Origin of the sequence: Aeoliella sp., assembly GCF_965227375.1 — a bacterium.
Taxonomy (GTDB): Bacteria; Planctomycetota; Planctomycetia; order Pirellulales; family Lacipirellulaceae; genus Aeoliella.
The window spans coordinates 1,502,849-1,527,799 of record NZ_CBDDFX010000001.1 but is presented as its reverse complement, the minus strand read 5'-3'; the positions used below and the strand labels follow the sequence as shown (position 1 = coordinate 1,527,799).

Annotated in this window: 20 protein-coding genes; 15 read left to right on the top strand and 5 right to left on the bottom strand. The window is 62.0% G+C overall.

Translation table 11 applies throughout. The features are described from left to right. Positions 1-256 precede the first annotated feature (256 nt). Positions 257-1,390 carry a GNAT family N-acetyltransferase gene (locus tag ACQK2L_RS06345; protein ID WP_425396093.1) on the top strand — a complete coding sequence of 378 codons (1,134 nt, stop codon included), beginning with the start codon at positions 257-259 and terminating at the stop codon, positions 1,388-1,390. A gap of 7 nt (positions 1,391-1,397) precedes the next feature. Here the strand turns inward: ACQK2L_RS06345 and ACQK2L_RS06340 are convergent, their stop codons facing one another. Beyond that, positions 1,398-1,646 carry a hypothetical protein gene (locus ACQK2L_RS06340; protein ID WP_425396092.1) on the bottom strand — a complete coding sequence of 83 codons (249 nt, stop codon included), beginning with the start codon at positions 1,644-1,646 and terminating at the stop codon, positions 1,398-1,400. A gap of 274 nt (positions 1,647-1,920) precedes the next feature. On the opposite strand from ACQK2L_RS06340, the gene ACQK2L_RS06335 reads away from it, so the two are divergent. The 7 genes from ACQK2L_RS06335 to ACQK2L_RS06305 all read left to right on the top strand — a co-directional run bounded on the left by ACQK2L_RS06335 (position 1,921) and on the right by ACQK2L_RS06305 (position 11,135). Then, on the top strand, positions 1,921-4,953 hold the full coding sequence (locus ACQK2L_RS06335) for a CHAT domain-containing protein (RefSeq protein WP_425396091.1): 3,033 nt from the start codon (positions 1,921-1,923) through the stop codon (positions 4,951-4,953). A 366-nt stretch (positions 4,954-5,319) separates the two neighbouring features. Further along, positions 5,320-7,140, top strand: a complete 1,821-nt coding sequence (locus ACQK2L_RS06330; protein WP_425396090.1) for a phosphoenolpyruvate carboxykinase (GTP) — start codon at positions 5,320-5,322, stop codon at positions 7,138-7,140. 294 nt (positions 7,141-7,434) lie between these two features. After that, positions 7,435-7,737, top strand: coding sequence for a hypothetical protein (locus tag ACQK2L_RS06325; protein WP_425396089.1), 303 nt, complete (start codon positions 7,435-7,437; stop codon positions 7,735-7,737). A 56-nt stretch (positions 7,738-7,793) separates the two neighbouring features. Next, positions 7,794-8,897, top strand: coding sequence for an A/G-specific adenine glycosylase (mutY, locus tag ACQK2L_RS06320; protein WP_425396088.1), 1,104 nt, complete (start codon positions 7,794-7,796; stop codon positions 8,895-8,897). Positions 8,898-9,090: 193 nt separating this feature from the next. Further along, a complete protein-coding gene (locus ACQK2L_RS06315; protein WP_425396087.1) occupies positions 9,091-9,516 on the top strand; it encodes a nucleotide pyrophosphohydrolase in 426 nt (141 codons plus the stop codon). A 5-nt stretch (positions 9,517-9,521) separates the two neighbouring features. Next, complete coding sequence (locus ACQK2L_RS06310; RefSeq protein ID WP_425396086.1) at positions 9,522-10,607, top strand: ATP-grasp domain-containing protein; 1,086 nt, start codon at positions 9,522-9,524, stop codon at positions 10,605-10,607. Between the two features lie 45 nt (positions 10,608-10,652). Beyond that, positions 10,653-11,135 (top strand): YfcE family phosphodiesterase, encoded by a 483-nt coding sequence (locus tag ACQK2L_RS06305; RefSeq protein ID WP_425396085.1) that lies wholly within the window; start codon positions 10,653-10,655, stop codon positions 11,133-11,135. A gap of 13 nt (positions 11,136-11,148) precedes the next feature. On the opposite strand, the gene rimI is transcribed toward ACQK2L_RS06305, so the two are convergent. Then, a complete protein-coding gene (rimI, locus tag ACQK2L_RS06300) occupies positions 11,149-11,667 on the bottom strand; it encodes a ribosomal protein S18-alanine N-acetyltransferase (RefSeq protein WP_425396084.1) in 519 nt (172 codons plus the stop codon). Between the two features lie 336 nt (positions 11,668-12,003). Between rimI and ACQK2L_RS06295 the strand changes: the two genes are divergently transcribed. The 3 genes from ACQK2L_RS06295 (at position 12,004) to ACQK2L_RS06285 (ending at position 16,287) form a co-directional block, all read left to right on the top strand. Further along, complete coding sequence (locus tag ACQK2L_RS06295) at positions 12,004-13,881, top strand: hypothetical protein (RefSeq protein ID WP_425396083.1); 1,878 nt, start codon at positions 12,004-12,006, stop codon at positions 13,879-13,881. Positions 13,882-13,884: 3 nt separating this feature from the next. Then, the gene (locus tag ACQK2L_RS06290) at positions 13,885-14,772 is read left to right on the top strand and encodes a glycosyltransferase family 2 protein (RefSeq protein WP_425396082.1); all 888 of its coding nucleotides are present in this window, start codon (positions 13,885-13,887) and stop codon (positions 14,770-14,772) included. A 294-nt stretch (positions 14,773-15,066) separates the two neighbouring features. After that, positions 15,067-16,287 carry a DegT/DnrJ/EryC1/StrS family aminotransferase gene (locus ACQK2L_RS06285; protein WP_425396081.1) on the top strand — a complete coding sequence of 407 codons (1,221 nt, stop codon included), beginning with the start codon at positions 15,067-15,069 and terminating at the stop codon, positions 16,285-16,287. An 84-nt stretch (positions 16,288-16,371) separates the two neighbouring features. Here the strand turns inward: ACQK2L_RS06285 and ACQK2L_RS06280 are convergent, their stop codons facing one another. Together ACQK2L_RS06280 and ACQK2L_RS06275 are read right to left on the bottom strand one after the other, a co-directional pair. Next, positions 16,372-16,530, bottom strand: a complete 159-nt coding sequence (locus ACQK2L_RS06280) for a hypothetical protein (RefSeq protein WP_425396080.1) — start codon at positions 16,528-16,530, stop codon at positions 16,372-16,374. Positions 16,531-16,658: 128 nt separating this feature from the next. Then, positions 16,659-17,135, bottom strand: a complete 477-nt coding sequence (locus tag ACQK2L_RS06275) for a hypothetical protein (protein WP_425396079.1) — start codon at positions 17,133-17,135, stop codon at positions 16,659-16,661. Positions 17,136-17,436: 301 nt separating this feature from the next. Here ACQK2L_RS06275 and ACQK2L_RS06270 point away from each other — a divergent pair, with 301 nt between their 5' ends. The 3 genes from ACQK2L_RS06270 (at position 17,437) to ACQK2L_RS06260 (ending at position 22,973) form a co-directional block, all read left to right on the top strand. Then, positions 17,437-19,377, top strand: a complete 1,941-nt coding sequence (locus tag ACQK2L_RS06270; protein ID WP_425396078.1) for a protein kinase domain-containing protein — start codon at positions 17,437-17,439, stop codon at positions 19,375-19,377. 60 nt (positions 19,378-19,437) lie between these two features. After that, entirely contained in the window at positions 19,438-20,700 is a 1,263-nt protein-coding gene (locus tag ACQK2L_RS06265; protein ID WP_425396077.1) for an MFS transporter, read from the top strand. 161 nt (positions 20,701-20,861) lie between these two features. After that, positions 20,862-22,973, top strand: a complete 2,112-nt coding sequence (locus ACQK2L_RS06260; RefSeq protein WP_425396076.1) for a sodium:solute symporter family transporter — start codon at positions 20,862-20,864, stop codon at positions 22,971-22,973. Between the two features lies 1 nt (position 22,974). Here ACQK2L_RS06260 and ACQK2L_RS06255 read toward each other — a convergent pair whose 3' ends face one another. Continuing rightward, a complete protein-coding gene (locus ACQK2L_RS06255; protein ID WP_425396075.1) occupies positions 22,975-24,057 on the bottom strand; it encodes a potassium channel family protein in 1,083 nt (360 codons plus the stop codon). 243 nt (positions 24,058-24,300) lie between these two features. Between ACQK2L_RS06255 and purE the strand changes: the two genes are divergently transcribed. Then, complete coding sequence (gene purE, locus ACQK2L_RS06250; protein WP_425396074.1) at positions 24,301-24,795, top strand: 5-(carboxyamino)imidazole ribonucleotide mutase; 495 nt, start codon at positions 24,301-24,303, stop codon at positions 24,793-24,795. Positions 24,796-24,951: the final 156 nt, after the last annotated feature.

Here is a 24,951-nt window from a genome sequence, read left to right as displayed (position 1 = left end):
GGAACTGCGTTCGTCCGCGGCGTTGCTTTTAGGCTGCGCTGGGTTTGCAGAAACTACACATGCTGCGAAAGGGCAACGTCGGTTTTCCCCGGCGTTTAGGTGCGGAGCTGGCAATTGTACCGGCTATCCGGCCCGCTGGCTGCGGTCCGGCGGAGTTGGCACATCGGTTGCAGTTTCCCTCCCTCTCAAGGGTACTTCAGCCAGTGCCCTGGTGCTCCTCGCAAATCTCCTCTTCGTAAGACTGGACGGTACCCCCATGGCCGACGTCGTCGAGCTGAATGATCTTCGCTCGCTAAGTCGCTACCGCCTGTTGTGGGACTCGCTCGTGGCGGACACGCCCGACGCGACGTTCCTGCACACCTACGACTGGCTGGAAAACTACTGGCGGCATTTCGGCCGTGGCAAACAGTTGCGCGTACTGGTGGTCCGCTCGTCGGCACATGGTGTGGGAATCCTGCCACTGTGCGTGGTGCGCCGGCGGCATCGACTCGGCTCGGTGCGGGTACTCACCTATCCGTTGGACGATTGGGGCACGTTCTACAGCCCAATCGGACCCCACCCCACCGCCACGCTGCTCACCGCGCTGCGGCACGTGTCCAACACGCACCGGGACTGGGACGAAGTCGACCTGCGGTGGATCGCCCACGAGAGTCGCGACCGCGGCCGCACGTTTCGCGCGATGCAGCAAGTGGGATTCACCCCGCGGGTCGAGCCGCACGGCGGTACTTCGTTGATCGATCTCGCAGAGGTCGGCAATTGGGACGGCTACCTGGCGAGCTTGTCGCGCAAGCAACGACACGAGCTGCGGCGCATCAACCGCCGCGTGAGCGATTGGGGCAGCGTCGAGCTGGTGCGTCACCGACCCCAGCCACGCCGCACCGGCGATGGCGACCCGGCGTGGGAGGTGTACCAACAGTGCGAGCAAGTGGCCCGCGCTAGTTGGCAAAACAACTCCACCACTGGCAACACGCTTTCGCATCCCTCGTTGGTGAGCTTCTTCCACGATACGCACGCCGCGGCCAGTCGGTTGGGCATGGTCGACATGGCAGTGCTGCGACTAGCGGACCGCCCTGTCGCGTTCTGGTACGGCTACCACTACCAGGGCCGTGTGATGGGGCTTCGCATGGGCTACTGCCCTAATGCTCCCGTGAGCGGAGTCGGCATGGCGCTCATGTCGCGGCTGATTGAAGACAGCCTGGACCGCGGCGACGACACATTCGACCTGGGTCCGGGTGGCGAGAGCTACAAACTGCGACTACGCACCACGATGGCGAGTCGGCATCGAGTGACCTATACACCGTCCACAGCGCTTCGCCCGCAACTGATCCGCGCCAGCGCGTGGCTACGCCAGCGGACTGCCGGCACGTTGCGCCTGGCAGCCAGTAGTTGACGCTTGCTTAGCGACCTTGCGGAACGCTCTCGATCTCGGCTTTGGCTTCTTCCAAGGCTTGTGCTTCGCGAGCAAGCTTGAACTCCGGCCCTGGAGCGAAGTACTGCACATCGTCTTGCAGGTAGTATCCGCTAGGCAGCACCTGGCCCGAGTACAGGCCCTGGCATCCAGTGAGCGCCATCGAGGCGAGGATCACCGCGCCGCACGCAGCTTGTGAGAGTTTGTGGTTCATGCTGGTGACCGTTGTCTTGTTCATGGCAATTTCGGTTCGGCAAATTCGAGTGAGCGAAGAACCGGCGGCAATAGGACGAGGCGGGTCGCGCACTGGCGAACCGTTACTACCGTTATCGTCCGCCTAACTGTCAAGGTTTAACAGAAGCCAGAAAAAGTTGTCCTGCAGGCCGGGTGAGAGCACTTTTCCACCGGAATCTGGCGCAATGACTGTTAAGCTGGGATAAATCGCCGTGATTTGCTGCGAATGGTAGAATACGACATCTCGCGCATCTCCGCTCCCCCAACCCCGCTCAGCCATGTTGAACTCCCCTCCCCAAGGTCCCATCCGCCACCAGTGGGTGCTAGCGTGCTCGATCGTCCTGGTGCTAGCGGGCGGGGTATGGCGCAGTGCCGGGGCTGTGGCCCAAGACCGCTCTGAGCCGGGGCAGTCCTACTTTGGGTCGGTCGAGGAGCTCTACCGCGCCGAACATCGCGATGCCCTGCGGGGATTTCGAAACGAGGTGCGCGGCGGCATCCGCGTGGGCCTGACTCGTTGGGTCGACTCGATCTGCTACCGCGCCATGCTGGGTGAGACCTTGTACCAAATGGGCCAACCGCGCGAGGCCCTGGCCGAGTTCGACGCGGCTTGTGAGCTGTTCCTTACTTACCCCCGTTGGATGCTGTCGGTTCGTTTTCAGGACCCGCGGCAGGACAACAACCCCCAGCGCCGCATCTCGCCGTGGGGCGCCAGCACTCGCCGGCCAACCTACGGCAACTTCACCGACACCATGCTCGTCACCCAAGGCGAGTTCCTCACCGAGAACCGCGTGCGGCAAGGCGGCGCGCTACAGTCGCCGCAGTTCTGGAGGATCAACGTCTCCGAAGTGGTGAGGGCCACTGCGCTGGCGATTCGACGTCGCAACGAGATCCTCGGACCGCTGGGCAGGCACGATCGAATTAGCAAAGACCTGGTCGACTCGCTTGCGCGCGGCGGCAACACCACGCGCAACCATTGGTCGAACGCCTGGACCAACATCCTGCTGGGCCTTGCGCAACAGGGCGTTGGCGAATCGCAGCAGGCGCTGGCCAATCTCACCCGCGGCGTGCTGGTCGACGGCCGTTTCGATCACCCGCTCACCGGCGTCGCGCTGCTTGCGCAGGCGCAAGTGGCCATGGAAGCTGGCAACGCCAAGGCGGCGCTGAATCTGGCCACCGAAGCCAGCTACTCCGGCTACGCCTACGAAGACTACGACGTGCTGGCCTCGTCGTTCGAACTCGCCCACCACGCCTGGATGGCCAGCGGCAACCCTGGCGCGATGCCCGCTTTGACCGTCGCTGCCGACTGGGCTAGCCGCAAGAACCTCGATTTGATCGCCGCCATCTGTCTGACCGCCAGCGCGGAGGAGTTAGCCGCCGCAGGCGATGTTGCTGGAGCCACCACCAGGCTGCGCAACATCTCGGCCCGACGGCGCGACTTGCGTACCTGTCGCATTGCGTCCGATCGTCGCTACGTCGAGGCGTTTATCTCCTACTTGGAGAACAACGCCGCGCAAGGCGATAAGGCCACGGCCGAAGCGATTGCCATGGAAGCTAGCCATTCGCTGCGCCACTTCCAAATCGTCTTGACCAGCGAGCGGGTCGACAGTGGGCAGGTCTCCTCGCGCGTGGCGGTGGACCTGTACGCCTACTTGCTTCGCGATCCGATTGGCAAAGACTGGGCGGAAGATCCGCTGGGCGTGCTCGCGAATCTCTCCACGTCGTACGAAGGAGCGCTCGGTCGCTGGATGCTGGCTGCATTGAGTCGCGAGGAGGTGCTCCCCGCGATCGACATCACCGACATCACGAAACGTCGCCGTTTCTGGCTGGCCCAACCAGTCGGTGGAAGGTTACTGGCGATTCGCGACCTGCTGGAGACCGACCCCGCACAACTGCCGGCCGATGCCGTGGTGGAACATCGCAACCTGATGTTGCATGCACCGACCTACAAGAAGCTGCTGGAAGAAGCCGCCGAGCTGAAGAAGCAACTCGAATCGAAACCGCTGGCCGACGACAGCGGCCGCGTGCCGCAGGAGCAAATCAGCCTGCTGAAGCGGCTGGACAATAACGCCCAGCAGCGCGACGCGTTGGTTCGCAAGCTGGTGTTGCGCCGCGACCCCACCGACTTGCTGTCGCCCCCGGCGATGCCCGCCGCCAACTTACAACAACAACTCAAGCCCGGCCAGGCGGTGATCGTGTTTCACCAGTCGGGCAGCTCGTTCTTCGCATTCATCCTCACGCAACAGGCGTACCATCACTGGCGTCTGCCCGAGGCCGGTCCCCTGGGCGAAAAGACCGCCGAGATGCTGCGAGCGATGGGGCACTTCACACAGAATCGCGAACTCGGCGCGGACGACCTGGCGATGGATAGCTGGAAGCCGATGGCCAAGCAGTACGGCGACATGCTGTTCGGCGAGTCGCGGCTCGACCTGGCCAGCACCACCGAGTTGATCATCATCCCCGATGGCATCTTGTGGCACGCCCCCGTCGAGCCGATGATGCCGAGCACCGGCGGCAACAAGCAAATGGTGATCGACCGCACGCCGGTCCGTTACGCACCGACGTTGGGTTGGGCCGCGCCCGACCGCCAGCGTCCTCGACCGATTCGCACCACCTTGATCGCGGCCGTGACCGGCAGCGGTGGGAACGGATACTTGCCCCAACAAGCGGCCGAGGAACTGGCGAGCACCGCCACCGGCTCGGTAGTGATCGACACACCGGTTACCGTGTCCTCTCCACTGCTGGCTGGTTTGACCGAGCAGACCATCGTGCTGGCCGACGCAACTCTCGACCCGGCCGAGCCGTATAGCTTCACGCCGCTGCCATTGGACCGTTCCTCCAGCCTGGGCACGCTGTCGCACTGGCTCACGTTGCCACTGCCCGACTGCGAGCGACTGCTGCTGGGCGGCGTTCATACCGCGGCCGAGACAGGTCTCAAGTCCCGCGGGCGAGGCCGCAGCGAAGCGGTGAATGCAGGGCCCGAGGTGTTCCACGCCAGTTGCGCACTGCTAGCAAGCGGTGCGAAGACCGTGCTGATGAGCCGCTGGCAAACCAGCGGTAAAACGCACCGCGATCTGTTGCGAGAGATGACATTGGAACTGCCACACGCCGCAGCCGATCAGGCGTGGCGTCGCAGCGTGGCCTTGGCGCGCCGCTCCGACTTGGACTCGGCCCAGGAGCCTCGCCTCCGCCGCTCGGAGGATGGCACCCAACCACTCGTGGCCGATCATCCCTTCTTCTGGAGCGGCTACGTGCTGGTCGACACGGGCTACGATCCCGCGCCCGCGGAGGAGGCGGCACCGAAAGCGCCCTAGTTCTGTCTGTCTTGATCAGCACGTGCGACGCGCTGTTGCGGTTAAGTGGTGTGGGACTGCCATTAACCGAAAAACAGAGGGCTGACTCTCTTCGTTTTCTGTCAGAGTGTGCACACCTATCGTGCGATACCGCGCGGCTGTGCTCTGTGTGCATGTGCGGAATAGTCGAAAACATGCTCGTTTTGGACGTTCATTCGAAACGCTTACTTGTGGCACGCGGCTTGCTCCGATACGCTGCAAAAACTTACCCAGGCATACCCCACGCGAGCTCTGGTGGCTGGCAGAGCCTGGAAGGTTTGCAAGTTCAAAACGTCGGTTCACACCGTAAGGACTAGTCAACCTCAACTAAGCAGGAAACGGAATATCATGAGCTTCAAAGAAGTAGGGGGCGGGGACGTCCAAAACAAAGAGTTGCGTGACTGGGTGATGGAGATCGCCGAACTCACCACGCCCGACTGCATTCACTGGTGTGATGGATCACAAGAAGAGTACGACACACTCTGCCAACAGATGGTCGACTCGGGGATGGCCACCAAGCTGAACGAAGAGAAGCGACCCAATAGCTTCTTGTTCCGCAGCGATCCGGCCGACGTCGCACGCGTCGAGGACCGCACGTTCATCTGCTCGCGAAGTCCTGACGACGCGGGCCCGACGAACAACTGGGAAGACCCCGACAAGATGCGGAAAACGCTCGCCGGCCTGTTCAAGGGCTGCATGAAGGGTCGCCCGCTATACGTCATTCCGTTCAGCATGGGCCCCATCGGCTCGCCGATCGCCCACATCGGTGTGGAACTCACCGACTCGCCGTACGTGGTGGTCAACATGCGGATCATGACCCGCATGGGCCAAGCGGTGATGAATCTGCTGAACAAGAACGAGGACATGGAGTTCATTCCTTGCGTGCACTCGGTCGGCGCGCCGCTCGAAGCGGGCCAGAAGGACTCGAAGTGGCCGTGCAACGCCGAGAACAAGTACATCGTCCACTACCCCGAGACACGCGAAATCTGGTCGTTCGGTAGTGGCTATGGTGGTAATGCCCTGCTGGGCAAGAAGTGCTTCGCACTGCGAATCGCCTCCTGCATGGCGCGCGACGAAGGCTGGATGGCCGAGCACATGCTGATTCTCGGCGTCGAATCGCCCGAAGGCGAGAAGACCTACGTGGCGGCCGCGTTCCCCAGTGCCTGCGGCAAGACTAACTTCGCCATGATGATTCCGCCCAAGCCACTGGAGGAGAAGGGCTGGAAGGTGTGGACCGTGGGCGACGACATCGCTTGGATCAAACCGGGCGACGATGGTCGACTGCACGCGATCAATCCCGAGTACGGTTACTTCGGCGTCGCGCCGGGCACCTCGATGGAATCGAACCCCAACGCAATGATCTCGTGCTCCAAGAACAGCATCTTCACCAACTGTGCGTTGACCGAAGACGGCGACGTGTGGTGGGAAGATATGACCAAAGAGCCGCCGGCTAAGTTGACCGACTGGAAGGGCAACGCCTGGACACCCGACTCCGGTACGCCCTCGAGTCATCCGAACGCCCGCTTCACCGCCCCTGCCGGGCAGTGCCCGACGATCGACCCCGCGTGGGAAGACCCCGATGGCGTGCCGATCAGTGCGATGGTGTTCGGTGGACGTCGGATGTCGCTGGTGCCGCTGATCTTCCAGGGCATCAACTGGACGCACGGCGTGTACATCGGCGCCACGATGGGTTCGGAGAAGACCGCCGCCGCGGCTGGCGGCCTTGGCGAGCTGCGCAACGATCCCTTCGCCATGTTGCCGTTCTGTGGTTACCACATGGGCGACTACTTCCGGCACTGGATCAAGATGGGGCGCAGCCTGAGCGAGACGCCGAGAATCTTCCACGTCAACTGGTTCCGCAAGGACGAAGACGGGAAGTTCATCTGGCCGGGCTTCGGCGAGAACATGCGTATCCTGCAGTGGATCGTCGACCGCGTACGTGGTCGAGCGGTCGGTAAGGAAACCCCGCTGGGCTGGGTACCGCACTATGAGGACATCGATTGGACCGGTCTCGATTTCCCGAAAGAGAAGTGGGAGGAGTTGATGGAAGTGGATCGTGAAGGTTGGCGACAATCCACCTTGAATCACGAGAAGCTGTTCCTCGATCTCCACGACCGTCTGCCCAAGGAAATGGTGTTCGAACGCCAGCTGCTCCTTTCGCGACTGTGATATTTCTCCCTAGAAGGGACTCGCTGAGGTCCTTCGAAAAGGAGTTCGAGTCAGAGTCCCCCACCTCTGACAATAGACCTTGCCTACGGGGCGGGGCGAGCTTGCTCGCCCCGCCCCATTCTGTTGTTGCTACGCCAGGTATGTTGGTCAATTTAGGGGGAGTAGATATCCCCTAATTCTAGGAGGCATGCGAATTGCGTGGGGAGTGTATCGACGGGGGCAGGTCGATATACTATGGATACCAGCCATTGGTGAGGGATTCATCATCGGCAATGCTTTGTGGGGGACAATCGAATGCCGTATGTGCTGTGCCAACGACATGGAACTCATGCTGCGCCGCTGCTGTGTAGCCATCTCTGCAACGCGGTGACCAACCGCGAACCACTACCCGAGGCATTTTGCGTCGAGGCGTGGTACCACGCCTATCCACTCGGCGTCCGCTATCTCTGCCCCGGGTGCGCGCAGATCATGGGCGTGGCCACGAACCGCACGGTGTGGCGAGACGAGGACGCGATGGATCGTCTAACCGACCTGCGCGACCTGGGAACCGTCTGCCCAAGGTGCTTCGACGAGGCACAACAGTCCGAAACGCTCTAAGTTGAGAGCGGATCTCGCTCCTTCCCGCGTTGGCGCCGAGGCTCTAAAATCGTTGCATGGCAACGGATGGCAACCCCCACTTCGAACTCACCAGCGCTTGGAAGCAAGCGTTTCGCCGCAAGCTGCTCGCGTGGTACAAGCAGCACGAGCGCGACTTGCCGTGGCGCAAGTCCCGCGACCCGTATCGCGTGTGGGTCAGCGAGGTGATGTTGCAGCAAACCCAGGTGGCCACCGTGCGGGCGTACTTCGAGCGGTTCATGGCCGCGCTGCCCACCGTGCACGACTTGGCAGCCGCCGACGAACAGCAAGTGCTGCGCCTGTGGGAAGGACTTGGCTACTATCGTCGCGCACGTGGTCTGCACGCGGCGGCCAAAGTGGTGTCGAACGAACTCGATGGAGAGTTCCCCACCACCGTCGAAGAACTGATGAAGCTGCCGGGCATCGGAAGGTACACGGCCGGCGCCATCGTGTCGATTGCCTACGACAAGCCCGCTCCGATTCTCGAAGCCAACACGATCCGCTTGCTCGCGCGGTTGATCGCGCTGGCCGACGACCCCACTCGCTCCGCCGGGCAGAAGCGACTGTGGCAAGTGGCCGAAGAACTGCTGCCCCGCAAAGAGGTTTCGCGATTCAATCAGGCGCTGATGGAACTCGGCTCGTTGGTTTGCACGCCAAGAGAGCCGAAGTGCGACGCGTGCCCCGTCGAGTCGCTGTGCCAAGCGCGGCAGTTGAACGTGGTGGACGACTTGCTGCCCACCACCAAGAAGACCGCCTACACTGACCTCCGCGAAGCGGCCCTCGTCGTGCGCCGCAGCGACAAGGTGCTGTTGCGGCAGTGCGGCCCCGACGAACGTTGGAGCGGCCTGTGGGACTTCCCACGGTTCGGCATCGAAAGCGAAGGTCCGCTGTTCGCCGCGCGGGAACTCGAAACCAAGCTCACCGAAGTAACCGGCATCCGCGCGTCGCTCGGCCCACTGCTCAAAACCATCAAGCACGGCGTCACCCGGTACCGCATCACCCTGGACTGCTACGAAGCCACCCACCAAGGCGGACGACTGCGGTCGAGCAAGACCTCGCCGGCAGTGTGGCTCGCGCCCACGGACCTGGGCGACTACCCGCTGAGCACCACCGGGCGAAAGATCGCGAAACTGCTGGGGTGAGGTGGTTATCTCAAGGGTGGCTGGGACCCGCCGCGTTTTCGTGTCATTTCGACGGGAGGCTCGCCGACCGAGAAATCTAGACTGCGGAGTGCTCGATGTCACACATGGGGAGCTTTGAATTCCAAGTGCCCTAACTGGCATTGCTCCCTAGCCCAGCAAAGGAGATTCCTCAGTCGGCGAGCCTCCTTTCGGAATGACACTATCCACAAGCGAGCAACTTGCACGCATGCAACCAATCCGCGAAAATCTGCCCATGCTCGACAACAACGACCAAACCACCACGGTGGCCGACCTCAAGAAGCTGGTGGACGATTTTGTGCGCGAGCGCGACTGGTCGCAGTTTCACTCGCCCAAGAACCTGGCGATGGCTTTGGCCGTGGAGGCGGCCGAGTTGATGGAGCACTTTCAGTGGATCGAGGTGGCCGACTCGCGCGAGGTGGCTAACCATCCGGAGAAGCTCGCGGCTGCGGCCGAAGAGATTGCCGACGTGCTGGCGTACACGCTGGCAATGGCGAACTCGATGGGCGTCGACCTTTCTGAGACGCTGCACGCCAAGATGGTGAAGAACGCCCAGAAGTACCCGGCCGACGAATATCAAGGTCGGCACGGAGGCGAGTGACCACGATGCGCCTTGCCATCATCGGCGCGAGCGCCCGCGCGGCCGCGTTCTCCGCTTTGGCCGCCGGCTACGAGGTCGTCGCGGCCGATCTGTTCGCCGACAGCGATCTGGCGGCCCGCTGCCCGGCATCGAAGTTGTCCTCGCCTGGGGAGTTCGTGCAATGGCTCGCTGAACAACAGATCGATGGTTGGCTTGCGACCGGCGCGTGGGAGAATTATCCCGAGGCGGTGCAGCAGATGATCAAGCTCCGCCCGATGTTGGGATGCTCGCCGCAAGCGATGCGCATGGCCAAGGACCCGCAGCACCTGGCTTCGCTGCTGGCCGCCGGTGGTGTTGCGTTTCCCGAAATCGCATTCACTCCTCCCAACAAGACCGGCTGGCTGGTGAAAGCGATGAACTCGGCCGGCGGTCTGGGGGTCGACGACTGGCAGCCGGGTTCCGAGCCGCCGAAGCACGGTTACTGGCAGCGCAAGATCGAAGGAACCCCGATCTCGGCCACGTACGTCGCCGCCGGCGGCCGCGCGGTGCTGCTCGGCGCGACCGAGCAACTCATCGATCGCCCTTGGACCCGCAGCGATCCGTACCACTACGCCGGTTCCGTGGGCCCGTTTGAAGTTCCGGGAGAGGGAACTTTGACAGCTCAACTCATGCAGACCGGAGAGCTCCTCACCAAGGACCTTGGACTCGTCGGTTTGTTCGGCGTCGACTTCGTGCTCGACCCGCACGGCACGGCGTGGGCGGTGGACGTCAATCCGCGTTACACTGCCTCGATGGAGGTCGTCGAGCGGTTCACCGGCGCGAGCATGGTGGCCGTGCACGTTGCCGCTAGCATGCAGGGCGTACTTCCGAATTCGGCGGCGAAGCCTTCCGGATTCGCCGGCAAGGCCTACCTGTTCGCCGAGCGAGAGGTTACCTTCCGGGTTCCGCCCAACCTGCACCTGGCCGACATCCCGTTCGAAGAGGAGGTGATTCCTCGCGGATATCCGATTTGCACGCTGCTCGCCACGGCGGAAAAATACGCGGGCGTCGAGCAACGGCTCAGGCAAGATGCTCAGCATCTCGAGTCGTGGTTGTTTTCCGACGAGGTGTAGCTTTTCGGCCGTTTGAACACTTGTGTCTAGCTTAGAGCCATTCTCATGCGACTTGGAATTGTCAGCGACTCGCACGGACATACCGATCACACGCAGCCGGCTATCCGCTTGCTCGAAAGTCTGGAGGTCGACGCGGTGCTGCACTGCGGCGACATCGGCTCGGGCGAGGTGGTGAAGATGTTCGCCGCCTGGCCGACGCACTTCGTGTTCGGCAATACCGACTACAGCCAGGCGAGCCTGACTCAAGCCATCGAAGAAGCGGGGCAGCACTGCCACGGGCTGTTTGGCGACTTGGAGTTCGAGGGAGTCCGTATCGCGCTGTTGCACAGCCACGAGCGAAGCCGCTTTCAGTCGGTACTCGACAACCCTGCGTACCAAGTGGTGTGCTTTGGCCACACGCACGTAGCGGAGAAGGTCCGCCGCGATGGCAAGCTGGTGCTCAATCCGGGCGCGCTATACCGCGCGGCCAGGCATTCGATTGCAATTCTGGATCTGCCGCAGTGCGAAGCGGAGATCATCGAGCTGTAACGTTCGATGACCTCTAACCGGCCAGCCGCTGAGTCCAGTTGTCGGCGAAACCGTCTTCGTCGTCGCTTTCATAGCGATACTGCATGACGTAGGCGTCTTCGGTCGAGTCGTCGTAGAAGTCGCGAAGCACGGCCGTGGCGCGGAAGCCGCTCTCTTTGAAGAACAGTTGTGCGTTGAGATTCGTCTCGCGCACTTCCAGCGAAATCCGCGTGCGGCGTTGGCTCGAGAGCTTGCTGACGAGCTTGTCGATCATCTGCTCGCCCACGCCCATCCGCCGATACTCTGGCGCTACCGCGAAATTCAGTACGTGCAGCCGCGTCTTGTGCAGCTCGTAAATCATGAAGCCAATGACTCGCTCGCCGTACTCGGCGACCATGCCAATGCAGTTGCGTTGGCGCAGACAACGCACGAAGTCTTCCTCGAACCAGGGAAATTCAAAGCTTCCCTTTTCGATCTGAAGTACCTCGCCCATATCGCGACGGATCATCCAGCGAATGTGAACCCGCAGCTTTTCTTTGCCATGAACTTGCATGAGGGGGCCTTCCTTCCGTGTCGGCCAGACGAGTTTTGGGGGTGGCGGGAGCGTGCCACCTTCCGTGCGGCTAGTCTCCATTTGAGGGCCGCAAGTTAACAAAACCCGCTGGCGGTGCCAAGCCAAATAAACGCCGCGTTAACGCATAGTGCTAGCACTCCAAAACGACGCAGTCAACCGGTTGTAACGACATTGCGGAAACTCGGGGAAATCGCAGCTTGGTAATTGGCGCACTTTCCCCAAACCCCACGGCGCGTGCCGGTTTTGCGAGGTAACTTTCCACGGCAGCCAAATCTGCACGACGCTATGCCGGCCCGGCCTCCTTGCTCCCGACCCATGAACGACCAATCCCCAGTCGACGATCCGCTCGACCGCCATCCACCCGACGGCGACCAACCCGAAGGCGATAAATTCAGCGCCATCGAGCGCCAGCCGCTCGAAGAAGGCGAGCTGGCCACTGCGCGGGCCGAATATCGCATGCTCAAGTGGTTGATGGTCGTTGCGCTGTGGGTGTCGTGCGCCGTGGCCCTGGCGTTCAACCTGGCCGACCCCGATCTGTGGGGGCATGTTCGCTATGGCCAAGACGCCATCCGCAGCGGACAGTTGCACCGCACCGCGACGCACACCTACACCGCCGCCGACCACCCGTGGGTCAACCACGAAGTGCTGGCCGAGCTGACCTACGCCTCGTTGTTCGACTGGTTCGGCGTCGAAGGTCTGCTGCTGTTCAAACTGCTGGTAGGGCTGGGCATCCTGGCCGGCATGGCTTGGGTGGCTGCCCGCCATGGAGTGAAGGTGCTCACCATTGCGGTGTTCTTGCTGCTGGTGGCTAACAACTTCACGCCATTCTTCACTGTCCGACCCCAACTGTTCAGCTTCGCCTGCTGTGCGATGACGCTCGTCGTGCTCGACCTGGCGTTTACCGGCTGGAGCTTGTGGTTGACGGATCCCAACAACGACGGCGAGCAATCCCGACACGACATCTGCACCTGGCGACATCGGCAGCTTACGTGGCTGCTGCTGTTGGTGCCGATCGGCGCGTTGTGGGCCAACTCGCATGGAGCGTTCCTCGCTGGGGTGGGCATTGCGGTGGCTTACCTGTTGGGTCGCAGTGCCGAAGCGATCCGGCACCGCCGCTGGCAATCGGTGCTGGTAGTGTCCGTGCTGCTGTTCATCGCCGCGGCCATGAGCGGCGCCACGCTGCTCAACGCCTATGGCGCCGACTTGCACCGCTGGCTGTTGATGTCGCTGGGCAGCCCTCGCCCTGAGATCTCCGAGTGGACCGCGCTGCGTCCCAAGCACGTGGTGTTCTGGCCGTTTGTCATTCTGTCGATCGTCTCGGTGTCGAGCCTGGCGCTGACGCGTCGAAGTCGCGACTGGGTGCAAATCGCCCTGCTTGTCGTGGTGGCCTGGCAGTCCATTCAGCATCAGCGGCACATTGCGTTCTTTGTGCTCTTGTGCGGGTTCTGGATTCCACCGCACTTGCAGTCCGCGCTGGCCCGCCTGCGGCCCGACACCAGCAAGTTGAACATCCAACGGCTTGGGCCATGGTGGCGGTGGGGCGTCGCAGCCTTGTTGGCCATCGTGATCGGCGTGCAGGGCAATACGCTGTACGGAAGGTTGTCGGTGCTGCCGGTCTATCGTTCGATGTACCCGGTCGACGCCGTGCAGTGGATGACGTTCAAGCAAATCAATGGTCGGATGATCGTGGCGTTCGGTTGGGCCCAGTACGCCATCGCTGCGCTGAGTCCCGAAACCACGGTCGCCTTCGACGGGCGGTTCCGCACTTGCTACCCGCAGGAAGTGGTCGACAAGTCGTTCGACTTCCAGTTGGGCGACAACCGCGGGTATCGGTATCGTCGCGCCGAGGCCGGGCCGCTGGATCCCACGGCCATCCTCGAGTTTGGCGACCCGGAACTCGTGCTGGTCGACCGTTTGTACAAGAACTCGGTGCAAGTGATGGAGTTCGAAGCCGCCGCCGCCGCGCCGCAATGGACACTGCTGTACCAGGATGGACTCGCCCAGCTGTGGGGCCGCGCGTTGATCTACGACAATCCCAACAGCCCGCGCTACATCGCTCCCGCAGAGCGACTGATCACCGACAAGGTGCACTTCAGTGCGTTCAACTGGCCGGCGTTGCCGGTTCCCTCGGTGATTCATCCGCTCGCCAAAGCACAAACCGACGCTCCCCCGACTCCCACCGAAGAGTTGTAAACCATGGTCGATCAAGAGCAAGAACTTAAGCAACAAACTTCGTCGCCTGCGAGCACCTCGCCGGCAACCGGCCCTGCGCGCCAGCCGCAAACACCCGAGTCGACCGAGCGGATGCTCGAGACGCTCGACGCGGCCGAGGCCAATTTGGCCGAGTTGGAGCGCGACCACCTTCAAAGCGCGAAGACCGAGCCGCTTCGCCGCACGAAGCTCGCAGTGAGCGTGGTGATCCCCGTCTACAACGAGCAGCAGACCATCCGCCAGGTCGTCGAGCGGGTGCTTGGGACCGGCTATGTTACCGAAGTGGTGATCGTCGACGACTACAGCACCGACGGCACCCGCGACGTGCTGCTGGAGCTGGAACAACTTTCCGGCGTTCGTGTCTTTATGCATGGCTATAATAAAGGTAAAGGCGCCGCGATCCATACCGCACTCGAGCACATCCAAGGCGACGTAGTCCTGGTGCAGGACGCCGACCTCGAGTACAGCCCGACCGACTACGGGCGACTGCTCGCGCCGATCGAAGCCGGCGAAGCCGACGTGGTGTACGGCTCGCGGTTCCTCGAAAACGCCAAGCAGGATCCTTCCCGGTTGCACCGCGCCGGCAACCGGGTGCTCACCTGGCTCTCGAACCGGGCGACGGGTCTGAGGCTGACCGACATGGAAACCTGCTACAAAGTGTTCCGCCGGCCAGCCATTCGCGAGATCGTACTCCGCGAAAAGCGATTCGGCTTCGAACCGGAACTGACCGCCAAACTGGCCCGCCGCAAGTGCCGCATCTGCGAGGTGCCGATCTCCTATACCCGCCGCGGCTACGACGCCGGCAAAAAACTCCAACTCCGCGACGGCCTCCGCGCCCTGTACTGCATCGGCCGCTACAGCTGTTGGGACTAAGCAGTCACACGCAGCTTCCGCCGTCAGACGAAGGGCAACCGCTGTTTTTGTCCGTTTTGCCCCAACGCACGATCTACTGGGGCAAATAGGGACAAAATGGTCAGGTTGAGACGTTGCTAGCACTCACGCGAAAATCTCTCTCGCGGCGAGTTCAGTGCCATTGACCGGCCGGGGGGCAAGTTCTAATCTCCGCGCGGCCGCTATCCAATTGGCCAACCCCAATGATCCAATTTCCACCTTTGTATGTACTAGGTCATTGGCACATCCGTTTTACCCCAGCCCCAGGTTGCTACGATGTCCGCCGCCAACGCGAAGCCCGTTCCGATGCTCGACGTTAATCGTCAAAACGCTCCTTTGTTGCCGGAGATCGATGCGGCGATCGCGGAAGTCACGCGTACCGGAACCTTCATCAACGGCCCGGCTTGTCGGGAGTTCGAGGAAGCGATGGCGGCTCGGGTGGGTGTCGAGCACGCGATCGGGTGTGCTTCGGGAAGCGACGCGCTGCTGTTGCCGCTGATGGCCGAGAACATTGGCCCCGGCGACGAAGTGCTGCTGCCGAGTTTCACGTTCTTCGCCACGGCCGGCGCGGTCGCCCGACTGGGCGCGAAGCCTGTGTTTGTGGACATCCTGCCCGACTCGTTCAACATCGATCCCGAGGACGCGGCCCGCAAAATCACGCCGGCCACCAAGGCAATCATTCCTGTCCACTTGTTCGGCCAGGCGGCCGACATGCAGGCGCTGATGGCCCTGGCCAACGAGCACAACCTGGTGGTAATCGAAGACGCCTGCCAGGCGATCGGTTCCACGGCTGGTGGTGTGGCCGCGGGTGCGATCGGGCACTACGGCGCGTTCAGCTTCTATCCCACCAAGAACCTGGGCGGCATGGGCGACGGTGGTTTGATCACAACCAGTGACAGCGAGAAGGCCGACGTCATTCAGCGGTTGCGCAACCATGGTCAGCACCCTCGCTACTACCACCACCTAGTCGGCATGAACAGCCGGCTGGATGCCATGCAAGCCGCCGTGCTGAACGTGAAGCTGCAACGCCTTACCGAGTGGGGCGAGGCACGCCGCGAGCATGCGGAGCGTTACACGGTCGAGTTCATTCGCCGCAACGTGCCGCTCGGTCTGCCGATCGTCGTCTCGGGCGTGTCGAGCGTGTGGAACCAGTACACGGTTCGCGTCGCCGACGGCCAGCGCGATGCACTGCAACAAGCCTTGAGCGCAGTGGGCATCGGCTCGGCGATCTACTATCCGGTGCCGCTACACCTGCAGGGTTGTTTTGAAACGCTCGGCTACAAGCAGGGCGACCTGCCGCACACCGAGCAAGCGGCCGAAGGAGTATTGTCGCTGCCGATGTTCCCCGAGATGACCGTCGAAGAGCAGGACCGCGTTATCGAAGCGGTGGCCGAGTTCTGCCAAGGCGGGGCGACGACCGCCGCGCCGATTTCGGTGTCGATCAACACCCCGGCAGCCGGCGCCAACGTCGATTTGCCCAACTCCAAGGCGGGCTAAGCGTTAGGTTGCAAGAAGGACCAATGTGCGATTTTCCAATGACCAAGGGCTATCGCTCTTGGTCATTGGTCTTTGCAGCCTGCGTCATTCTTTGCGGCCTTTGATTTCCTTCTCGCGCTTCACGGGGCCGAGCGTGATCAACATGCCGAGCACGACGCACAGGAGCACCAATCCCCAGGCCATGCTCTCCTTCATACTGGCGGCGAGCGGCAGGGCGTAGAATGCAAGGGTGTTGGCGAGCATCGAGAGTTATCCGGTGCGGGAGAGTGGGGGGAGTTCGGCTACTGCTATTCTAGTCACGCCCGGCAGCCGTGCCAAATGGCTCGCGGAAGCCTCAATCGCGGACTCGGGAAGCGGGAAACGAGGGCGAATCACTCGTCGTCTTCTTCGTCGTCGTCATCGTCCTCATCGTCGCCTTCGTGGTCCTCGTCATCGTCCTCCACTTCCTTGCGTAGCTCTTCGACTTCGCCGCCGGGGAATTTCTTCTCGGCGATCCGGTCGTCGTAGGTCGGTGAGCCTTCGTCCTCGGGGTCGAACGGCATCTTGCCGACCTTGGTTAGCCACTCGACGATCTTTTCATCATCCTTCTTGTCGTCCTCGGTCAGGTTGCCAATGAAGTGCTCGCCATAGGCGTTGTAGTGGTGCCGCTTCTTGCCCTGGTGGCACACCAAGCAGCGATCCTTGCCCTTGGCCACTTGTTTGATGTAGGCCTTGTTCTCGGGCGACTTGTCCGCCTTGTCGATGTACATCTCGACCCATTGCTTCTGGAACTGCACATGAGCCAACGCACTCTGGCAACCCAGCACCAACAGCAATACCGCCACGAACATCGATTCCAAGCGTCGCATCCTGTTTACCTCACTCGAGAAAGCTGATTCACATCGGGCGTTGCGGACGTCTGGCGCCGCAAGTTCGTCCCCCTAAGCATAGTTTGCCACAGCGGCCGACGCGAGCGGCCCACTACCCCAAGTTGCCTATTTATAGGCGGCGAAACCGGCAAGTTCGGGCGGATTCACGGAATGTCGACCGGGCGGTCCTGTTGGCAGGTTGCCGATGAAGTCCAATTCGTTTGCGGTAGTCATAAAGTTTACAGAAAGCTGCTAAACTAGTCATGAAACGACGATTTTCCCAGGCGACGCCGGAGTAGCCGTGCCCAGCGATCCTGAACCTACTGATGTTCGCCTCGCCAGCGAGAGCGACACCTACGAGCCGACCGGCGCCGCGCCCAGCCTGCCGCCGCCGCTGCCGCCGCATCAGATGGTCAAGACGGTGCCCTACACCGGCTCGATTCGCACCGCGGCCGACGTCATGAAGCGGGGCGAGCGGATCGACGATTTCGAGATCGAGGCCGTGCTCGGCCGCGGGGCGTTCGGCGTGGTGTACCTCGCCCGACAGCTTTCGCTCGACCGCCAGGTGGCCCTGAAGGTGGCCGCCAACCAGGGCAGCGAAGGCCGCACCATGGCCCGGCTCGAGCACTCGAACATCGTGCAGGTGTTCAGCGAGGCGATCGACGAGAGCGGCGAGTTGCGGCTGCTGTGCATGCAACTGGTGCCCGGCGCGCCGATGGATGCGGTGATTCAGGACCTGTCGCAAATTCGCACCGCCCGGGGGCATTGGACGGGAGCCGACGTGCTGGCGTCGGTCGACACGCGTTCGAAACTTACCGACATTTTTGATCCCTCGGCATTGCGCGACCGCGAGGCCCTGGCCGAGATGGACGACCTGGAGGCCGCCTGCTGGATCGGCGCGCGACTCTCCGAAGCGGTCGACTACGCCCATCGGCAAGGCGTGCTGCATCGCGATATCAAGCCGGCCAACGTGCTGATGAATCGCTACGGGCAGCCCATGCTGGCCGACTTCAACATCTCATTCCAGTCGATGGACGAAAACAGTTCGGTCGACGAGCGGTTCGGCGGCACCCTGGCGTACATGGCGCCCGAGCACCTCGAGGCGTTCAACCCATCGACCGACATCACGGCCGATGCGGTCGACGAGCGGTCCGACATTTACTCGCTGGGCATCGTCATCGCCGAGTTGCTCACCGGTCGCAGCCCACTGGAGTCGCCGCCGCGGTGCGACAACCGCCTGGTGTACCTCGAACGACTCTCGGCCGTGCGGAGTATTGCCCCGCCCGAGGTGATTCCCGGTGCGGGCAACGCCGACAAGGCGTTCAGCTACACGGTGGCACGCTGCCTGGACCCCGAACCCGAGAACCGCTACGCCAGCGGCGCAGAGCTGGCCGAAGCGCTCGACGGAGTTCGCGAACTGCGCAAGCACGAGCGCACCTCGCGCGGCAATAGCTGGCTGGTCCGCGCGGTGAAGAAACACCCGGTTCGCTGGGTGGTCATCTTCTCGCTGCTTCCGCAGTTTCTCGGCAGCTTGTTCAACATCAGCTACAACGCTTCGCAGATCTGCACGCACTTCACCGACGAAGAACTGGCCATCTTTCAGAGAATTGTGATCGGCTACAACGTGGTAGTCTATCCGCTGGCTTTCGCTGCCGGCGTGGCCATATTGCTCCCGCTACATCGCGTGTGGAAGAAGCTTGAGGGCACCGAACCAGTCGAACAGTCGAAGCTCGACTGGGCACGGCGTCGGTCGCTTAAATTGCCGATGTGGCTATTGGCCGTCGCAGCCATGGGCTGGCTGCCGGGGGGAATCATCTTTCCCTGGCTCATCGAACGCTTCACCGGCACGTCGTCGCCAGGACTCTACGGGCACTTCATTGCCTCGTTCACGATCTCTGGTTTGATCGCCGTGGCGTATTCGTTATGCGGCGTGCAGTACGCCGTGCTGCGTGGGCTGTATCCTCGGCTGTGGCCACGAGCGGAGAAGTTTCGCGAAACCGCTCAAGCGGAACTTCGCAGACGGTGGCGACTCTGGCTAATGGTGGGTCTCGCCGCGACGATTCCTACGCTCGCGTCATGGGCAATCCAGTACTTTGCTCTTGACCGCAATGACGACTTGCTCTTCTTGCTAACCACTGCTCTAAGCTTGGTTGGCATTGCTGGCCTTGGCCTTACAGCCTGGGCAAGTGTCAAGCTGTCCCGTCTAATGGACAACATCATGGGAATCGACCAGCGTCGCTAGTGTTGGTCAGCATCGCCGGGCCGCCTCGCGGTCCGCGCACCGGAGAAGTGGCAACTCGCTTTGGCACCCGATTCGCACCACCGACCGACCGGCTCGATCCGCAAGGCCATGTGGCTGGCCAACGCCAACGCGGCGATCTGGGCGACCGGCAACGGGCTGGTTAGCACGACACTGGTGATCTATTTGGCACTCGAACTTGGCGCGACGGGCATCGCAGTGAGCTTGATCAGGGCTGCGCCTCAGCTGGTTGGCTTATTGCGTTTGGCATCGCCCGCTTTGATGACGACGGGTCGGAGTCGCAAACTCGTGTGTCTTGCTGGTTACGCGTCCAGTGCATTGGTGCTCGGCGTACTGGTCGCGGTGGCCCAGTATCACGTCATGGCGCTGGTGGTTTGCTGGTGCTTGTACCATTTGCTGGAGTACGTCGCCACGGTGGCCCTGTGGAGTTGGCTGGGCGACTGGATGCCGCCGGTGGTGCGCGGCCGACTGATCGGCTGGCGCGAACGGTTTCTCGTTGCGGGGCGAATCGTAGGCATCTGCGCCAGTGTGGCGTTGGCCACGCTGTGGTACCGCATGGACCCCGACCCACAGCGATGGGAGCCGCTCGCCTGGTCGGCAGGTGTTGGTGCGGCGATGATGCTGCTGGCCGTCGTGCCGCTGTTGTGGCTCGCGCCGCGCACCGGAAAGTCGCCTCCCTCGTCATGCAATCCGTGGGACGATATTTGTCGCGCGCTCACCGACTCGGCGTATCGTCGGTTGCTGCTGTACTCGTTCTGGGTCGCCTTCGCCAACGGAGTAACTGGTACCGCTCAATCGCTCTATCCACGATGGGTGCTCGGCTTTGATTACACGCACATGCAGACCATGCAATCAATGATGTATACGGGCCAAACCGCCATCGCTCCAACGTGTGGTTGGTGGATCGATCGCTTTGGTCCACGGCGGTTGATGGTCGGCGCGCAGTTGGTCGTGGCCACGGGGCCGCTGTTCTTCTTTCTGGCCTCCGAGAACTACCCGTGGTGGATCGCCGGCGCGTTTCTGGTGTGGGTGGCGTACGCACCGCTGAACGTGGGCCTCGACACGCTCAAACTCCGCTTGATCCCCACCGATGGCAGTGCTCCTTCGCTGGCCGTGTACCAATCGGTGAGCGATCTGGCACACGGAGCCACCCTCATCATCGGCGGATACCTCTTCGACCGACTAACTGCAGGCGATTCGCCACCGCTGGGGCTGTACGCGGGGTTGTTCCTGCTGGGCTGGCTGCTGCGCAGCTGTGCGGCCCCACTGGCGTGGCGCGTACCCGAATCTCGCGGCGACGCATAGCCGCGGCGGTTGCCTTACATCCGGCCGCGTGAGTAGCTAAAATCAGAACCGCGACAGCGAATTAACGGCATTCTTCCCGCCGTCGCGTGCCCTTATCCCCTAGTCCCCGCGAGCAGGCTGCATCCTTGCCGACGGGACTTTTGAAGGCGAGGAAAATCTGCATGACCACTATCGGCGCTCTGGACATCATCATCTTCGTGGCGTTTGTCGCTTCGGTCATTGCAATCGGCTTGTGGAAGAGTCGCGAAGAGGACCACGAGAAGGACGCGCAGGACTACTTCCTCGCCGGGCGTGGACTGACTTGGTGGCTGGTGGGCTTTTCACTGATTGCCGCCAACATCAGTACCGAGCAGTTCGTCGGCATGAGTGGCAAGGCGGCCGATTGGCTCGGCATGGCCATCGCCAGTTACGAGTGGATGGCAGCAGTGACGCTGGTAGTTGTCGCGTTCGTGTTCTTGCCGAAGTTCTTGAAGAGCGGCATCTACACCATTCCGGAGTTCTTGGAGTACCGATACAACAACTTCGCGCGCACGGTGATGGCCATCATCACCCTGATCATTCTGGTCGGCGTACCCACCGCTTCGGTTATCTTCTCGGGCGCGAAAGTCATTAGCGTGTTCTTCCAGGGTTCCACGCTGCTGGGACTCGACCTGGGTAGCATCACGGTCGGCTGTTGGATCATCGGAGTGCTTGCTGCCGCCTACGTGTTCGCCGGCGGCCTGAAGGCGTGCGCATGGGCCGACTTGATCCAGGGCGCCGCGTTGGTGCTGGGCGGCGTGATTGTGGCCTGGCTTGCTTTCGATGCGCTGGGCAGCGCTGCGCCGGAAGAACTGATTCTCACCAAGCGCAACGATCAGGTAACGGTCGAGCAACTTGCCGAAGCCTCGCCCATCGAACGATTCTACGCCCTCAACGAAGGACCGCTGCCGGATGGCAAGCTGCACATGAAGCGGCCACTGGAAGATAAGGAAATTCCTTGGAGTGCATTGCTCCTGGGACTATGGATTCCCAACTTCTTCTACTGGGGCCTCAACCAATACATTACCCAGAGGACACTCGGTTCGAAGTCGCTTGCCGAAGGGCAAAAGGGCATCGTGTTTGCCGCCTTCTTGAAGCTGGTCATTCCGTTTGTCGTCGTGATCCCCGGCATCCTCGCATTCAATCTATATACCGGTGACCTGAACGATGCGGCAGTCTCCAAGAACGCTAAGACCATCGCAGCGTTTGCCCCCGACTTTTACGATTCGCTCCCGGGCAGCATGAAACCGGACCCGGAGAACCCGCGTACCGCGAACGACATTAAGGCCATCGATGCCCGCTTGGAGAAAGCTCGCAAGCGAGAGTCCGACGAGATTGCCGTGTTCAAGTTCTCCGATCGGTTTGCAGAGAACAACCCCGAAGTGGCGCGTCTGATCGTCGACTTCAACGCCACGCAACTCTCATCGAACGAGCTGGCAGACGACCTGGATGCCGCTGCGTTGGCCCAAGCCAACGACAAGATGATCGAGGCTGCAGATGGCGAAGAATCAAATGGAGGGCTCAATACGAAGGAGCTTTCACTGCGTGACTACGATGCGGCGTTTCCAGTGTTGCTCAAGAACCTGCTAAAGCCCGGCAGTGGCATACTAGGTTTCGTCCTGGCTGCGATCTTCGGGGCCGTGGTCAGTTCGCTCGCGTCGATGCTCAACTCGGCTTCGACCATCGCCACGATGGACCTCTATCGCAAAGTGCGTAGCGACGCCACGTCCGGCGAACTGGTAACCATGGGCCGCGTGTTCGTGGTGCTGTTTGTGCTGATCGCCATGTTTATTGCTCCCGCGCTGGACGATCCTGCTTTCGACGGCATCTTCACCTTCATTCAGGAATTCCAAGGCTTCATCTCGCCTGGCGTATTGGGCATCTTCCTGTTCGGCCTATTGATTCCGCGTGCTCCTCGTGTGTGCGGCACCGTTGGTTTGCTCCTCAGCCCGGTCTTGTACGGTCTGTTCAAGTTCGGCAAGAACATCCCTGGCGCCGACCTGATTCCGGGCCTGACCACGCCGCTGAAGGAAGAATGGAAAGCCGTGGTCGACTGGTCGTTCCTCGACCGCATGTCGCTCACGTTCCTGTCGGTGATCGCTGTGTTGGCTATCCTAACGGTCGTACGGCCGCTGCGCGAGCCGATTGAATTACCGGTGAACGAGAAGATGGATGTCACCAGCAGCAAGGGCGCCCTGACGGCCGGCTTGGTCGGCATTGTGCTGACCGGCGTGCTGTACTACATGTTCTGGTAGCTCACCCCCGCAATTCCATCTTCGCCCCGCGGTAGTACACTTCCTTCTTCGAAGTGTACCGCTTGGCGAGTTGCGGCAGGTCGCCGTGGTGGCCGAGCACGATCACCGCGTCGCCGGCGGCTAATGTCGTGGTCGGGTCGGGATCGACCAGCACGTTGCCGCCTGACTTGCGGACCGCGACAATCAGAAAGCCCTGGTTGCCGCCCAATTCGATGTCGGCCACGGCGTGACCGTCGAGCGGCGAGCCGGAGGTCACCGACAGCTCGTCGAGCTTCAGGCCGATGTGGCCCAGTTCGTGTTGCAGGCCGTCGACGCCTTTGCTGCTGGTCAGTAGCTGCTCGGTGCTCGGGCGGGTGATAAGTTGCGCCATGCGGATGCCGCCGATCACGGCTGGCAGCACCACGCGGTTCGCGCCGCTGCGGATCAGCTTCTTCTCCGTCGACGGGTACTCGGCCCGGGCGACGATGTGCAGGTCGGGATTCAGCTCTCGCGCGGTAAGCGTGATGAACACGTTATCGGCGTCGGCCGCCAGCACTGTGGCGAGCGTCTTGGCCCGCTCGATGCCGGCGCGGAGCAGCGTCTCTTCGTCCACCGCGTTGCCCTGCATGATCAGGTGGCCGTGCGACTCGGCCTCGCTCAGCTTCTCGTCGTCCATGTCGACGACCACGAACTTGTGATTCGCGTCGGCCAGTTCCTTCGCCAGGATGCGACCAGCGCGGCCGTAGCCACACAGGATGGTGTGCCCCACGAGTTCGTCGATACCGCGGGTCATGCGCCGATTGTTCAGCGCGCGGGAAATCTCGCCTTCCATTACCATTTGAACAAACCCTCCGACGATAACGATTAGACTGCCGTAACTGGTGAAAATCAGCATCATGGTCACGCCCCGCAGCACCGGCGAGTCCACGGGTTGCACCTCGCCGTACCCGACGCCGAAGATGGTGATCACCACCATGTAGATTGCGTCGTCCAGCTTCCACCCGTGCCCGACGTAAGTGGCCGTGGCCGCCACGCAAACCGTGGCGAACAACACCAACACCAGCACCAGACGCTTGAGCAATAGAGATTGCAAGACCGGCAACACCGCGGGGTGAACGTGAACAACGATGCGCCTGTGGTGAACATTGTAGTTGCGGGGCGTACAGATTGAAACTAGCGAGTGAGCCGCAGGCGATAGCCTCGGGTTTTGCCGACGCTCGCACGATGCCACCCCCGGACGCCACCCGACGCTAGCGCGTTCGGCTCACCATGAGTTGACACATCCACTCGCGCGGTCGATTATGGGTTTTCCTGGCTTTCGGTCCCTTTCTCTGCGGCGGAACTCTCGATGAACGATAAAAGTCCCCTAGTTGGTGTGATCATGGGCTCGGCGAGCGACTGGGACACCATGCGCGAGGCCGTGGAGGTGCTCAAGGAGTTTGGCGTGCCGCACGAGGCCCGCGTGGTGAGCGCCCACCGCACGCCCGAGGACATGTTCGATTATGCCCGGGAGGCTGAAGATCGCGGCCTCGAGGTGCTGATCGCCGGCGCCGGAGGAGCAGCCCATCTACCCGGCATGGTCGCCTCGCTGACTGTGCTCCCAGTCTTGGGCGTCCCGGTACAGTCCCGCGCGCTCAGCGGACTCGACTCGCTCTTGTCCATCGCTCAAATGCCCGGCGGCGTCCCCGTCGGCACGCTAGCCATCGGCACCAGCGGCGCAAAAAACGCGGGACTACTCGCCGTGCGAATCCTGGCCAACAAACAACCCAAGCTCCGCGAGCAACTGCATAACTACCGCGAAGCGCAAGCCGAGTCGGTAAGGGCGAAGGGGTTGGGGGAGTAAGGGATAACTCGCCTAGTTTGTTCCTCATTCAATTCACCCTCCCTCCGGGAGGGTCGCAGCTGCATTTGCTGCGGGGAGGGTGAAGTGCGGCAAGGCATCCAGCGGCCGGAGCATCGCCGAGATAGCTAGAAGGTTCGGACGATGTGGGCGAGGCAG

Bases quoted from the DNA above. Each gene is read 5' to 3' on its own strand.
- ACQK2L_RS06315 (WP_425396087.1), top strand. From the start codon at position 9,091: ATGACACTATCCACAAGCGAGCAACTTGCACGCATGCAACCAATCCGC.
- ACQK2L_RS06345 (WP_425396093.1), top strand. From the start codon at position 257: ATGGCCGACGTCGTCGAGCTGAATGATCTTCGCTCGCTAAGTCGCTAC.
- ACQK2L_RS06330 (WP_425396090.1), top strand. From the start codon at position 5,320: ATGAGCTTCAAAGAAGTAGGGGGCGGGGACGTCCAAAACAAAGAGTTG.
- rimI (WP_425396084.1), bottom strand. From the start codon at position 11,667: ATGCAAGTTCATGGCAAAGAAAAGCTGCGGGTTCACATTCGCTGGATG.
- ACQK2L_RS06285 (WP_425396081.1), top strand. From the start codon at position 15,067: ATGTCCGCCGCCAACGCGAAGCCCGTTCCGATGCTCGACGTTAATCGT.
- ACQK2L_RS06275 (WP_425396079.1), bottom strand. From the start codon at position 17,135: ATGCGACGCTTGGAATCGATGTTCGTGGCGGTATTGCTGTTGGTGCTG.
- ACQK2L_RS06280 (WP_425396080.1), bottom strand. From the start codon at position 16,530: ATGCTCGCCAACACCCTTGCATTCTACGCCCTGCCGCTCGCCGCCAGT.
- mutY (WP_425396088.1), top strand. From the start codon at position 7,794: ATGGCAACGGATGGCAACCCCCACTTCGAACTCACCAGCGCTTGGAAG.
- ACQK2L_RS06305 (WP_425396085.1), top strand. From the start codon at position 10,653: ATGCGACTTGGAATTGTCAGCGACTCGCACGGACATACCGATCACACG.
- ACQK2L_RS06260 (WP_425396076.1), top strand. From the start codon at position 20,862: ATGACCACTATCGGCGCTCTGGACATCATCATCTTCGTGGCGTTTGTC.
- ACQK2L_RS06325 (WP_425396089.1), top strand. From the start codon at position 7,435: ATGCCGTATGTGCTGTGCCAACGACATGGAACTCATGCTGCGCCGCTG.
- ACQK2L_RS06335 (WP_425396091.1), top strand. From the start codon at position 1,921: ATGTTGAACTCCCCTCCCCAAGGTCCCATCCGCCACCAGTGGGTGCTA.
- purE (WP_425396074.1), top strand. From the start codon at position 24,301: ATGAACGATAAAAGTCCCCTAGTTGGTGTGATCATGGGCTCGGCGAGC.
- ACQK2L_RS06290 (WP_425396082.1), top strand. From the start codon at position 13,885: ATGGTCGATCAAGAGCAAGAACTTAAGCAACAAACTTCGTCGCCTGCG.
- ACQK2L_RS06295 (WP_425396083.1), top strand. From the start codon at position 12,004: ATGAACGACCAATCCCCAGTCGACGATCCGCTCGACCGCCATCCACCC.
- ACQK2L_RS06310 (WP_425396086.1), top strand. From the start codon at position 9,522: ATGCGCCTTGCCATCATCGGCGCGAGCGCCCGCGCGGCCGCGTTCTCC.
- ACQK2L_RS06340 (WP_425396092.1), bottom strand. From the start codon at position 1,646: ATGAACAAGACAACGGTCACCAGCATGAACCACAAACTCTCACAAGCT.